Source organism: Micromonospora sp. NPDC048843 (genome assembly GCF_040649965.1).
GTDB classification, from domain to species: domain Bacteria; phylum Actinomycetota; class Actinomycetes; order Mycobacteriales; family Micromonosporaceae; genus Micromonospora; species Micromonospora hortensis.
The window spans coordinates 1-11,435 of record NZ_JBEZGJ010000205.1 but is presented as its reverse complement, the minus strand read 5'-3'; the positions used below and the strand labels follow the sequence as shown (position 1 = coordinate 11,435).

Below are 11,435 nucleotides of genomic sequence, written 5' to 3'. Positions count from 1 at the left end.
CGGCGCGCGGTTCCACCCCGTCCGCGACACCGGCCCACGGCACCCACACCGGCCACGGGAAGTCTGGTCGGCCATGGCGCGGGTGATGGCCTGTCGGATCCACCAGGTGGCGTACGTGGAGAACTTGTAGCCCTTGGCGTAGTCGAACTTTTCCACGGCCCGGATCAGACCGAGGTTGCCCTCCTGGATCAGGTCGAGAAACGCCATGCCACGGCCGGTGTAGCGCTTGGCGATGCTGACCACCAGCCGCAGGTTCGCCTCCAACAGGTGGTCCTTGGCCGCCCGACCCTCGGCGACGATCAGCTCCAGGTCGGCTCGCAGCTCCGCGGAGACCGGGGTGCAGGTGGCCAGTTTCTCGCCGGCGAACAGGCCGGCCTCGATGCGCCGGGCCAGGTCGACCTCCTGCGCGGCGGTCAGCAGCTTCGTCCGGCCGATGCCGTTGAGGTAGGCCCGGACCAGGTCGGTGGAGATGCCGCGCTCGTCGGTGGCGTCCAGGTCGACGAGGGCCTCGGAGGCCCGGTCGGTGTCGGTCGTGGTGGCCGGGCGCGTCCGGTGTTCCGTCATCTGCAGAACCATCTCTGTCTCTCCCCGTTTCCACGTCGGTGCCGTGTTCCCGGCCCAGTGGTGCCGGTGTGAACAACAGCTTGGCGGGCGGGGCGTAAAACGGGAGTGAGGCGATCGGGCACCCGACAGGAATCGCGTCGGATCGCTGGTGCGGTGTGTCGTCGGAGTGTGTGGTTGCCCGCCCCGGCTACGTTGCGGACGGCCGGCCACCTCTGGTCGGTTGGAAACGACAGTTGGAGGACGGTGTGGTCTTCAAGCGGCTCATGAAGGCGATGGGCGTCGGTGGTCCGTCGGTGGAGACGGTGCTGGCCAACCCGAACTGCCGCCCGGGCGGCCAGTTGGAGGGCCGGATCCAGGTGTTGGGCGGCGACCACCAGGTCGACATCGACCACGTCGCCCTCGGCCTGGTCACCCGGGTCGAGGTGGAGAGCGGCGACAACGACTACGACACCACTCAGGAATTCCACCGCCAGCAGGTCACCGGAGCGTTCCGGCTGGAGCCCGGACAGCGCTACGACATCCCGTTCCGCTTCGACGTGCCGTGGGAGACGCCGGTCACCGAGCTGTACGGGCAGCACCTGCACGGGATGACGATGGGTCTGCGTACCGAGCTGGAGGTCGCTCGCGCGGTCGACAAGGGTGACCTGGACGCCGTGTCGGTGCACCCGCTGCCGGCGCAGGGGCGACTGCTGGACGCGCTGCTGCGGCTGGGCTTCCGGTTCGCACGCGCCGATGTGGAACGTGGTCACATCTACGGCGTACGCCAGACGTTGCCGTTCTACCAGGAGATCGAGTTCAGCCCGGCACCGCAGTACGCCCGCTCGATCAACCAGTTGGAGGTCACCTTCGTCGCCGACGCGCAGCAGATGCAGGTGGTGCTGGAGGTCGACAAGCGCGGCGGTGTCTTCACCGAGGGCCGGGACGCCTTCGGCCGGTTCACCGTCGACCACGCCACCGCCGACCGCACCGACTGGACCGCCGAACTCGACAACTGGCTCCGCCAGTCCCTAACCCGCCGAGGCCTCTTCTCCTAACCCCACCCAGCCCCGCACCCCAGCCCCGTCCGTCGATCATGAAGCTATTGCCATGACACGCCGAGCTGGCGGGTAATAACTTCATGATCAACAGGGGTGGGGGTGGGGGTGGGGTCAGAGGTCCAGGAGGAGGGTTTGGGGGCCTATGTTGATGCTTTCCACCAGCATGTGGGCGCGGAAACGGCCGGTCTCGACCTTTGCTCCTCGTTCCCGTAGGGCGTCGACCACCGCTGTCACCAGTGGCTCGGCGACCTCGGCGGGAGCGGCGGCGGTCCAGCTCGGTCGGCGGCCCTTGCGGACGTCGCCGTAGAGGGTGAACTGACTGACCACCAGGATCGGCGCGCCGGTGTCGGCGGCGGACCGCTCACCGTCCAGGATGCGCACCTCGTGCACCTTGCGGGCCATCGTCTGAGCGGTCTCCGCGGTGTCGGTGTGGGTCACCCCGAGCAACACCAGCAGGCCGTTCTCGATGGCGCCGACCACCTCGCCGTCCACCGTCACGCTGGCCCGCCCGACGGTCTGCACCACCGCCCGCATCAGGCGTCCACCGGCTCGATGAAGCCGCGCTCCACCAGGTGCGCCACGATCGGGCCGGCGGCCTCGGCCATCTCGTCGGGCTCGACGTCGTGCGCGGCGGCGAGCAGTGCGAGCTGGTCACGCAGCGGCAGCCGGCCGTCGGCGCCACCGACCAGCGCCAGCACCAGCGGGTCGATCTCCTCGGTCCATCGCAGGCCGTGCGGCATCGCGAGGACCTGCCGGTCCACCCCCCAGCCGTCGTCGCCCATGGTGGCCTCCTGTCGCAGCTGGAGGCCATCGGCGGCCCGGTAGCGCTCGGCGAGCAACGCCTCGGTGTCGCGTACCCGGAGAAAGTCCTGGCGGTCGAACCAGGCGGCGACCCGGTCGCCCAGCGGTGGCTGCACCCGCTGGCGCAGATCCTCCACCCGGACCACCGGGTCGGCGTGCCCGCCCCGACGCAGCGACACGATGCCGAAGCCGATGCCCTCCACCTTGTGCGCGTCGAACCAGTCCAGCCAGGCGGCCATCCGCTGCGGGTCGGCGGTCTCGCCGACGTCGGTGAGCCACAGGTCGACGTACGCCATCGGGTCGGCCACCTCCCGCTGGATCACCCAGGCGTCCAGGCCGGTCCCGGCGAACCAGCCGGCCACCCGCTCGTCCCACTCCTCGCCCGCGACGTGCACCCAGTTCGCCAGGTACTGCATCGTGCCGCCCTCGGTGAGCAGGCCCGGGGCCGCGGCGGCGAGTTCGGCGCCGATCGCGTCACCGACCCGGCCGGAGTCGCGGTACACGTGCGTGGTCGTACCCGGGCCGACCACGAACGGTGGGTTGCTCACCACCAGGTCGAACCGCCGACCGGCCACCGGGGCGACCAGGTCGCCGCGGAGCAGCTCCCAGTCCTGACCGTTGAGGGCGGCGGTGGTCGCGGCGAAGCGCAGCGCCCGCTCTGAGAGGTCGGTGGCGGTCACCGACCTGGCGTGGGTGCCCAGGTGCAGGGCCTGGATGCCGGAGCCGGTGCCCAGGTCCAGCGCGGTGTCGACCGGCCGGCGCATGGTCGCGCCGATCAGGGTGTGGGTTGCCCCGCCGACGCCGAGGACGTGCTCGGCGTGCAACGGACGACCCGGGCGGGCGCTGGCCGGCACGTCGGCGAGCACCCACCAGTCCTCGCCGTACGGCTCCAGGTCGACGCCGGCACGCAGGCCGGCGCCGTACCGCTCGACCAGCCCGCCCGCGAGGGCCTCGGCCAGGCTCAGCGGCGCCAGCGCGGCGGTCACCGCCGCCTCCGACTCGGTCTGGGCGCAGATGAACAGCCGGATCAGGGTGCCGAGCGGGTCGCCGTCCTCGGTGGCGCGCAGCGCGGCCCGGTAGTCGTTGCGGGCGACCGCCGCGGTCGCCTGGGCGCCCAGCCGCTCGGCGATGCCGTGGCTGGTGAACCCGTTCTGGGTCAGCGCGGCCCGCAGCGCGTCGACACCGGCGGGGGAGAGCAGCATGTCGTGTTCGTCCACCCCGACATCCTGCCTGCCGTCGCGGAGGAAGCCAGCATCACCCGCGAGATTCGACCCCCACGCCCGGCAGCCTCGGCTGCGCACCGGTCGGGGCCGAGGGCGCGCCGGGCACCGCCACGACCAGGGCCGGCGGTACGACTGTCGCCAGCCCCCGACGCGCGGCCAACCGGTCGACGACCAGGGCGTACGCCGACAGGGCCAACACGTCGACGACGATGACCTGCCACGGGGCGTCGGCCATCGTCTCGTCGGCGCTGAGCCCGCCGAACGCCGCCGCCAGGGTGAAGGCGAACAGATTGTTCACCACGTGCAGCGCGATCGCGGCCTCGAGCCCGCCGGTTCGCACCGTCAGCCAGCCGAACAACACGCCCATGAAGGCCAGGTCCAGGAAACCCCAGCCGCTGCCCCAACCGTGCGCGGCGGCGAAGAGCACCGCCTGGAGGGCGATCCCGGGCCAGGGCGTGCGCAGGTACGCGCCGACGGCCTGCAACAGCCAGCCGCGGAAGGCGTACTCCTCCGCGGCGGCCTGGAACGGCACCAGCAGGAGGACCATCAGCAGCCCGGCGGCGAATTCCGGCAAACCCACCCACGTGTCCGGGGCGGGTATCGCGCTCTCGCCGGTCAGACTGAGCAGGAGTCCCGCGCCGACCAGCATGACGATGATCAGCGGTGTGGCGATCAGCAGGCAGCGGCCGAGCCAACTCCACCGCAGTCGGCCGAGCACCGAGGAGAGCGTGCCGGCGGGTCGGCGCTGCACGAGCCAGGCGGCGCCGAACAGCAGTGGGAGCAGCAGTGCCAGCGAGGCGATCAGCAGCGCGGTGTCCGGAATCGGGCCGAAGGTCGGCAGCCCGTCGGCGTCGTACGGGCGGTCGGTGAGCTCGGCCACGACGGCGGCGACGCCGAAGAGCAGGCAGACGATCACCAACGCCGAGACGACCAGCGCGACGGTGCCGACCAGAGGCCGCCACCAGCGGTGCCGCTCGGTGCGGCCGAGCCGGTGGTACGGGGAACCGGGCGGGGCGCTCCACAACATGGCGTCGAGCGTGGCATGCGGGCGCCACCTGCCCTGGACGATCGGAGCGTCGGTGTCCGTCCGGCTCGGTACGCCAGGCAGGATGGTCCGCATGACGCTTGTGCTGCCCATCGACCCGGAGGCCAACCGGCTGCTGGAGCGCAGCCCGCTGGCGCTGCTGCTCGGCATGGTCTTGGACCAACAGATTCCGATGGAGAAGGCGTTCTCCTCGCCGTACGTGCTTCAGCAGCGGCTCGGTCATGAGCTGGACGCGGCGGAGCTGGCCGGGTACGACCCGGAGGCCCTGGTCGCGCTCTTCGCCCAGCCGCCCGCGTTGCACCGGTTTCCCAAGGCCATGGCGGCCCGGGTGCAGGAGGTCTGCCAGGTGCTGGTGGAGCGGTACGACGGTGACGCGACGCTGCTCTGGGCCGAGGTCGCCGACGGACCGGAACTGCTGCGCCGGGTCTCCGCGCTGCCCGGCTTCGGCAAGCAGAAGGCACAGATCTTCGTGGCCCTGCTCGGCAAGCGGTTCGGGGTGACCCCGCAGGACTGGCGGAAGGCGGCCGGAGACTACGGCGACCCGGGCGCGTACCGGTCGGTGGCCGACGTCACCGACGCCGATTCGCTGCGTCGGGTGCGGGAGTTCAAGCAGCAGATGAAGGCGGCTGCCAAGGCGAAGACCGCCGGCGGCTGACCGACCGGCCTGGTGCGGGGCGGTCTGCTCAGGCGGCGGTGGGGTGCGCCAGCGAGGCCAGCGCGCGTCGGACGTCGGCCAGCGAAACGGTCGCCGAGTCGTCGAGGTCGGCCAGGCCGGCCTCGATCCACTGGCGCATCAGCGTGGTGACCCCGATGCCCCGCGCGTCGGCGGCGGCGCGAACCCGCTCGTAGGTGTCCAGTGGCAGCCGCACCGAGCGGCTCACCATCGGCACGTCGCTGTCGGGGGTGGGTAGCTCCGCCGCCGGGCTCTCGTCGATCAGCTCGGCGATTCGCTCGCCGCCACCGTGGAACTGCTTGGTCGCGTCGTTACGGTGCATCGTCACGGCCTCCTCATCTACCGAGATCTCCGCACGGCCTCGTCGTAGCGCTTGGACTCGACGTCGCTCAACTCGCGGGCGGAGAGAATGTCCCAGTCGTTGTCGGTGCCATCGGCCTCGGCGAGCAGAATCGCCAGCCTGCGGCCCCGGCGGGCGGCGGCGTAGACCACCATCACGTCGTCACCCAGATGACGGATGACCCGTCGGGCGCTGTGCAGCGCTTCCCAGACTTCCCCGGGTGTGACGTCGTAGACCCTCAGGTTGGCCAACGCCTCGTCGGTGAAGCTGAACCTGCTGCCCACATCGCGGAGCGTACCACGCGCGTAACACGCGGCGGGATGAGTCGAAGTTCGCTGATCACGGACCTGCGGTGACAGGATGAGGCGTAACCCCCTCGAGGAGGTCCATGGTGAAGCGTCAGGCGTACCAGCCGATTCTGATCACCGACGCCTCGCGCAGCCAGGACGATCAGCTCAACAGTCGCCAGCGCCGCTATGTCCTGATGATGGGCATCCGGGTGCTGTGCATCATCGTCGGCGCGATCCTGGTCGGTGCGAACGCCCCACTGCTCTGGCTCTGGCTGCCTCTGTGCGGCCTCGGCATGGTGCTCATCCCCTGGCTGGCCGTGCTGCTGGCCAACGACCGGCCGCCGAAGGAAGAGCACCGGCTGGCCAACCGGTTCCACCCCCGCCAACAGGACGACACCCCGCCGATGAGCCTCACCGCCGAGGAGCGCCCACACAAGGTCATCGACGTCGAACCCTGACCCGCGAACGGGCCAGGGTTCGAGCAGTCGGGGCTGTGGCCGGGTGACGGCCGCTACGCCTGTGGCCGAGCCCCGGCGGTGGAGACGGCAAGCGCGCCCAGGTCGGTGGCGCGGCTCAGTGCCGCGGTCGGGGTGGCTCCGGCGAGCCACGCGGTGAGCAGACCGGCCGCGAACGCGTCGCCAGCGCCCGTGACGTCCACCACCGCCACCCTGCTGGCCGGAGCCACGCAGACCGGCGTGGTGCGGTCCACCCAGACCGCGCCGGCCGCGCCGCGCTTCACCACCACCCGCCGAGCCGTCGCCGACAGCACCCGCCCCTGCGCCGCCGGGTCCAGGCCGCCGGCCAGCACCGTGGCCTCGTCCGCGTTGACCAGGAGCAGGTCGATGTCCCGTACCCAACTCAGGAACGCCGCCGCGCCGACCCGCCGCAACGGCGCCGCGGAGGCCGCGTCGACGCTGATGGTCAGCCCGCGCTCGCGGGCGGCGGCCAACGCCCGCAGCCCCGCGCCGCGCGACTCCGCGTCCAACAGGGTGTACGCGGACAGGTGCAGATGCCCAGCGTCGGGCGCCGCCGCGAGGGCCTGCTCGACGTGCGCGGCGCTCAGCCGCAGGTTCGCGCCCCGCTGGCTGACCATGGTGCGCTCGTCGTCGGCGGCCAACACGATGACAGTGCCGGTCGAGGCACCCTCGACCCGCTCGATGGCGCAGTCGACGCCCGCCCGCTCCAGCTCGGCCACCCGGTCCCGCCCGGCGTCGTCGTGACCGACGGCCCCGACGAGCGTGACGTCCACCCGCTGCGCGGCGATCCAGGCGGCGGTGTTGGCCGCCTGACCGCCGCCGCCGAGACTGATTGCCGCCCCGGTGTCCGAGCCGGCCGCGAGCGGCCCGGACAACACGGCGACCACGTCGGTGATCACGTCCCCGACGACGACCATCCGGGCCGGTCGGGTCATGCCGGGACGGCGGTGCCGCGGGCCACCGAGGCGACCGCGATCCGCGCGGCCAGGTCGGCGTTGCGCAGGATGATCCGCACGTTCACCGCCAGGCTCGCGCCCTCGGTGGCCGAGTGGAAGTGCGCGAGCAGGTACGGGGTGACGGCCTTTCCGGTGATCCCGTCCCGCTCCAGCAGGGCCAGGCCCTCGGTGAGCGTCCGGTCGTGCAGCTCCGGGTCGAGCTGCTCGTCGACCGGCAGCGGGTTGGCGATGAGCAGCCCGCCGGTGTGCACGGCGTGCTCGTCGCGGGCGGCGAGCACGGCGGCGACCTGCTCCGGCGAGTCCACCGACCAGTCCAGGTCGAAGCCGGCGTCGGTCAGGTAGAAGCCGGGGAACCGGCGGGTGCGGTAACCGACCACAGCGACCCCGAGGGTCTCCAGGCGCTCCAGCGTCGCGCCCACGTCGAGGATCGACTTGACTCCGGCGCAGACCACCGCGATCGGGGTCTGCGCCAGGGTGACCAGGTCCGCCGACTCGTCGAAGGTGTGCGCGGCCTCCCGGTGCACCCCGCCCAGCCCGCCCGTGGCGAACACGCCGATGCCGGCGGCTGCGGCCACCGCGCTGGTAGCGGCCACCGTGGTCGCCCCGTCCGCGCCGGTCGCGGCGGCCACAGCGAGGTCGCGGACGGAGAGCTTGGTCACGCCGTCGACGGTGGCCAGCCGGGTCAGCTGGGCGTCGTCCAGGCCGACCACCAGCTTGCCGGCGATCATGCCGATCGTCGCCGGAACGGCCCCGGCGTCCCGAACCGTCCGCTCGATCTCCCTGGCCACGCGCAGGTTCTCCGGTCGGGGCAGACCGTGCGAGACGATGGTGCTCTCCAGGGCGACGACGGGCCGGCCGTCGCGCAGCGCTTCGGCGACCTCGGTGCCGTAGCTGATGTGAAAGTCAGTCACACGGGCACCGTACGGGGTGGAGCCTCGGCCGGCCTCAAGTGGACCCGGCCGTGATGACCTGCCAAACTTGTCGGTTGGAGGTGCAGACGTGAGCACAGAGGTTCTCGAGCGTCCGGAGCTGAAGGACGCCGATACCGGTCCCGAGATGTTCCATTACGTCCGCAAGGAGAAGATCGCCGAGAGCGCCGTCATGGGCACTTTCGTCGTCGCTCTCTGCGGCGAGACCTTCCCGGTCACCAAGGCGGCCAAGCCGGGTTCACCGGTCTGCCCCAAGTGCAAGGAGATCTACGACTCGTACCGTGAGTGAACCTCGGCCGGTGCTCCGGCCGGCGACGTAGCCTGCGGCGGTGACCACCTCCACCGCCCTGCTCCTCGCCGACCTGACCGGGGTGGCGGTGTTCGCCGCGTCCGGGGCCTCGGCGGCGGTGGCCAAGCGACTGGACCTGTTCGGCGTCGCGTTCGTCGGCTTCGTGGCCGCCCTCGGCGGTGGGATCTTCCGGGACCTGGTCATCGACGAGGTGCCGCCGCTGGCCTTCGCCGACTGGCGGTACGTCGCCACCGCCGCGATCACCGCACTCGCCGTCTTCTGGCTGCACCCGCAACTGGCCCGACTGCGCACCACAGTGCTGGTGCTGGACGCGGCCGGCCTGGCGCTGTTCACAGTCACCGGCACGCTCAAGGCGCTCGACGCCCGGGTACCGGCGGTCGGCGCCTGCCTGATCGGCATGCTCACCGCGATCGGCGGCGGGCTCGGCCGCGACCTGCTCACCGCCGAGATCCCGGTCGTGCTGCGCCGGGAGATCTATGCGCTGGCCGCGCTGGCCGGTTCGATCCTGGTGGTGCTCCTGTACGTCACCGGGCAGACCGGCCCCGCGCCGCTCACCGCAGCCGCCGTCCTGGTCTTCGGGCTACGCCTGATCGCGCTGCGTCGACGCTGGTCCGCGCCGGTGGCCACACTGCGCCCGCCGCGCGCCGAAGGGGCGGATCCACGCACCGACCGCGAGTGGTGAGACGGTCGGGCCGCTGTTCGTTTGGGTGCGGGATTGTGACCAGCGTGGCGTCGCCTGGGCCCGACGGCCCGTGCTGGTTATGCTGAGTCGGCCTTCGCGGCAGCTTCTGCGCGGAGGCGTTTTCATGGGCGGCGGATCCTCGTGGCCCTCGCCCGGGGTCCGCCATCGTGCGGTCGGAGAGGAGCTTCGCGTGGCAGCCCGGACGCCGGTGCTCGAGACGTTCCCGGCGCTACGCGCCTGGCAGCGCAAGGCCCTGGTGGAGTACCTGCGTCGCCGCAGTGAGGACTTCACCGCGGTCGCCACGCCCGGCGCCGGCAAGACCACCTTCGCCCTGCGGATCGCGGCCGAGCTGCTCGGTGACGGCACCATCGAGGCGGTCACCGTGGTCGCGCCGACCGAGCACCTGAAGAACCAGTGGTCTGACGCCGCGGCCCGGGTGGGCATCCAACTCGACGCCGCCTTCCGCAACGCCGACCTGCACTCCGCGGCCGACTTCCACGGCGCTGTGGTCACCTACGCGCAGGTGGGGATGGCCCCGCAGGTGCACCGGCGACGCACCATGACCCGACGGACCCTGGTCATCCTCGACGAGATCCACCACGCCGGCGACTCCCGGTCCTGGGGCGACGGGGTGAAGAACGCCTTCGAACCCGCCGTACGCCGGCTGATGCTCACCGGGACACCGTTCCGCTCCGACGACAACCCGATCCCGTTCGTCAGCTACGAGCGGGGCGGGGACGGGCTGCTGCGCTCCCGCGCCGACTCGGTGTACGGCTACTCCGACGCGCTGCGCGACGGCGTGGTCCGGCCGGTGCTCTTCCTGGCGTACTCCGGGGAGACCCGCTGGCGTACCAACGCGGGGGAGGAGCTGGCGGCCCGGCTGGGCGAGCCGATGACCCAGGACCTGGTGGCGCAGGCCTGGCGTACCGCCCTGGACCCCGCCGGCGACTGGATGCCGCAGGTGCTGCGGGCCGCCGACGCCCGACTCACAGTGCTGCGCAACGCGGGCATGGCCGACGCCGGTGGTCTGATCATCGCCACCGACCAGCAGACCGCCCGCTCGTACGCCAAGCTGATCGAGCAGGTGACCGGCGAGAAGGCCGCCGTGGTGCTCTCCGACGACCAGGGCGCGTCCGCCCGGATCGCGACGTTCGCGGCGTCCGACCAGCGGTGGTTGGTAGCGGTGCGGATGGTGTCCGAGGGGGTCGACATCCCGCGACTGGCGGTCGGGGTCTACGCCACCAGCGCCAGCACGCCGCTCTACTTCGCTCAGGCGATCGGCCGGTTCGTGCGGGCCCGCCGGTCCGGGGAGACCGCGTCGGTGTTCCTGCCCAGCGTGCCGCACCTGCTCGGGTTGGCCAGCGAGATGGAAACCGAGCGCGACCACGTACTCGGTAAACCCAAGGAAGCCGACGGTTTCGACGACGACCTGTTGGAACGCGCGCAGCGCGACGACCAGGCCAGCGGGGAACTGGAGAAGCGGTTCGCGGCGCTCTCGGCCACCGCCGAGCTGGACCAGGTGATCTTCGACGGCGCGTCGTTCGGCACCGCGGCCCAGGCCGGGACCCCCGAGGAAGAGGAATACCTTGGCCTGCCCGGTCTGCTCACCGCCGACCAGGTCTCGCTGCTGCTGACCAAGCGACAGGCCGCACAGTTGGCCGCCCAACGCCGTCGTACGGCCGACGGGGCCGCTCAGCCGGCCGCTGCGGCCACGGCAGCGCCACCCGCACCCATGAGCGCCGCCCAGCGTCGCGTGGCGCTCCGGCGCCAACTGAACGCTCTGGTGGCCGCCCGACACCACCGCACCGGCCAACCGCACGGCAAGATCCATGCCGAGCTGCGCCGGCTCTGCGGTGGCCCGCCGAGCGCCCAGGCCACCATCGAGCAGCTTGAGGAACGCATCGCCACAGTGCAGACCCTCTAGACCCGCCCGGCCGTGGGCGGGCTGCGCCGTGTCGGCCGTGTAGACGATCAGGTCCGGCTTCATCGCCACCGCCCGGCCGTGCCTGGTGTCGCCGTTGGTCGTGCCTGGTGTCAGCGGCCGGTCGTGCCTGGTGTCACCGCCTGGTCCATGAGGTACGCCTCGGCGAGCCAGAGCAGCTCGCCGAG

At 71.9% G+C, this 11,435-nt stretch carries 14 protein-coding genes; 6 read left to right on the top strand and 8 right to left on the bottom strand.

Annotation, left to right across the window (positions count from 1 at the left end; all coding sequences use genetic code 11):
* A partial coding sequence (locus AB0C20_RS31575) for a sigma-70 family RNA polymerase sigma factor (protein WP_357569352.1) occupies nt 1–564 on the bottom strand: 564 nt, incomplete at its 3' end.
* 245 nt (nt 565–809) lie between these two features.
* Here AB0C20_RS31575 and AB0C20_RS31570 point away from each other — a divergent pair.
* The gene (locus AB0C20_RS31570; RefSeq protein ID WP_357569353.1) at nt 810–1,598 is read left to right on the top strand and encodes a sporulation protein; all 789 of its coding nucleotides are present in this window, start codon (nt 810–812) and stop codon (nt 1,596–1,598) included.
* Between the two features lie 114 nt (nt 1,599–1,712).
* On the opposite strand, the gene dtd is transcribed toward AB0C20_RS31570, so the two are convergent.
* Genes dtd through AB0C20_RS31555 form a run of 3 tightly spaced genes read right to left on the bottom strand, consistent with a single transcriptional unit; the run spans nt 1,713 to nt 4,745 of the window.
* A complete protein-coding gene (gene dtd / locus AB0C20_RS31565; protein ID WP_357569351.1) occupies nt 1,713–2,135 on the bottom strand; it encodes a D-aminoacyl-tRNA deacylase in 423 nt (140 codons plus the stop codon).
* A complete protein-coding gene (locus tag AB0C20_RS31560; protein WP_357569350.1) occupies nt 2,135–3,619 on the bottom strand; it encodes a methyltransferase in 1,485 nt (494 codons plus the stop codon). Before AB0C20_RS31560 ends, dtd begins: the two co-directional genes overlap by 1 nt.
* 37 nt (nt 3,620–3,656) lie before the next feature.
* Entirely contained in the window at nt 3,657–4,745 is a 1,089-nt protein-coding gene (locus AB0C20_RS31555; protein WP_357182772.1) for a CPBP family intramembrane glutamic endopeptidase, read from the bottom strand.
* On the opposite strand from AB0C20_RS31555, the gene AB0C20_RS31550 reads away from it, so the two are divergent.
* The gene (locus AB0C20_RS31550) at nt 4,735–5,325 is read left to right on the top strand and encodes an HhH-GPD-type base excision DNA repair protein (protein ID WP_357182769.1); all 591 of its coding nucleotides are present in this window, start codon (nt 4,735–4,737) and stop codon (nt 5,323–5,325) included. The two genes, AB0C20_RS31555 and AB0C20_RS31550, sit on opposite strands and share 11 nt — an antisense overlap.
* 28 nt (nt 5,326–5,353) lie before the next feature.
* On the opposite strand, the gene AB0C20_RS31545 is transcribed toward AB0C20_RS31550, so the two are convergent.
* Together AB0C20_RS31545 and AB0C20_RS31540 are read right to left on the bottom strand one after the other, a co-directional pair.
* Nucleotides 5,354–5,665, bottom strand: coding sequence for a hypothetical protein (locus AB0C20_RS31545; RefSeq protein ID WP_124858894.1), 312 nt, complete (start codon nt 5,663–5,665; stop codon nt 5,354–5,356).
* 17 nt (nt 5,666–5,682) lie between these two features.
* The gene (locus AB0C20_RS31540) at nt 5,683–5,967 is read right to left on the bottom strand and encodes a hypothetical protein (protein WP_357182766.1); all 285 of its coding nucleotides are present in this window, start codon (nt 5,965–5,967) and stop codon (nt 5,683–5,685) included.
* A gap of 104 nt (nt 5,968–6,071) precedes the next feature.
* Here AB0C20_RS31540 and AB0C20_RS31535 point away from each other — a divergent pair, with 104 nt between their 5' ends.
* Nucleotides 6,072–6,431: a DUF3099 domain-containing protein gene (locus tag AB0C20_RS31535; protein WP_030337423.1), complete on the top strand. Its 360-nt coding sequence runs from the start codon at nt 6,072–6,074 to the stop codon at nt 6,429–6,431.
* A 53-nt stretch (nt 6,432–6,484) separates the two neighbouring features.
* Here the strand turns inward: AB0C20_RS31535 and AB0C20_RS31530 are convergent, their stop codons facing one another.
* Nucleotides 6,485–7,384: a PfkB family carbohydrate kinase gene (locus AB0C20_RS31530; RefSeq protein ID WP_357182764.1), complete on the bottom strand. Its 900-nt coding sequence runs from the start codon at nt 7,382–7,384 to the stop codon at nt 6,485–6,487.
* A complete protein-coding gene (locus tag AB0C20_RS31525; protein WP_357182761.1) occupies nt 7,381–8,316 on the bottom strand; it encodes a pseudouridine-5'-phosphate glycosidase in 936 nt (311 codons plus the stop codon). The genes AB0C20_RS31530 and AB0C20_RS31525 overlap by 4 nt, the downstream gene beginning before the upstream one ends.
* Before the next feature lie 88 nt (nt 8,317–8,404).
* Here AB0C20_RS31525 and AB0C20_RS31520 point away from each other — a divergent pair, with 88 nt between their 5' ends.
* The 3 genes from AB0C20_RS31520 to AB0C20_RS31510 all read left to right on the top strand — a co-directional run bounded on the left by AB0C20_RS31520 (nt 8,405) and on the right by AB0C20_RS31510 (nt 11,250).
* The gene (locus tag AB0C20_RS31520; RefSeq protein WP_007456912.1) at nt 8,405–8,623 is read left to right on the top strand and encodes a DUF3039 domain-containing protein; all 219 of its coding nucleotides are present in this window, start codon (nt 8,405–8,407) and stop codon (nt 8,621–8,623) included.
* Between the two features lie 40 nt (nt 8,624–8,663).
* Entirely contained in the window at nt 8,664–9,326 is a 663-nt protein-coding gene (locus AB0C20_RS31515; RefSeq protein WP_357182758.1) for a trimeric intracellular cation channel family protein, read from the top strand.
* A 190-nt stretch (nt 9,327–9,516) separates the two neighbouring features.
* Nucleotides 9,517–11,250, top strand: a complete 1,734-nt coding sequence (locus AB0C20_RS31510; RefSeq protein ID WP_357182753.1) for a DEAD/DEAH box helicase — start codon at nt 9,517–9,519, stop codon at nt 11,248–11,250.
* Nucleotides 11,251–11,435: the final 185 nt, after the last annotated feature.

Excerpts from the sequence above, each read along its gene's own strand:
- dtd (WP_357569351.1), bottom strand. The coding sequence starts at position 2,135 with ATGCGGGCGGTGGTGCAGACCGTCGGGCGGGCCAGCGTGACGGTGGAC.
- AB0C20_RS31550 (WP_357182769.1), top strand. The coding sequence starts at position 4,735 with ATGGTCCGCATGACGCTTGTGCTGCCCATCGACCCGGAGGCCAACCGG.
- AB0C20_RS31555 (WP_357182772.1), bottom strand. The coding sequence starts at position 4,745 with ATGCGGACCATCCTGCCTGGCGTACCGAGCCGGACGGACACCGACGCT.
- AB0C20_RS31545 (WP_124858894.1), bottom strand. The coding sequence starts at position 5,665 with ATGCACCGTAACGACGCGACCAAGCAGTTCCACGGTGGCGGCGAGCGA.
- AB0C20_RS31535 (WP_030337423.1), top strand. The coding sequence starts at position 6,072 with ATGGTGAAGCGTCAGGCGTACCAGCCGATTCTGATCACCGACGCCTCG.
- AB0C20_RS31530 (WP_357182764.1), bottom strand. The coding sequence starts at position 7,384 with ATGACCCGACCGGCCCGGATGGTCGTCGTCGGGGACGTGATCACCGAC.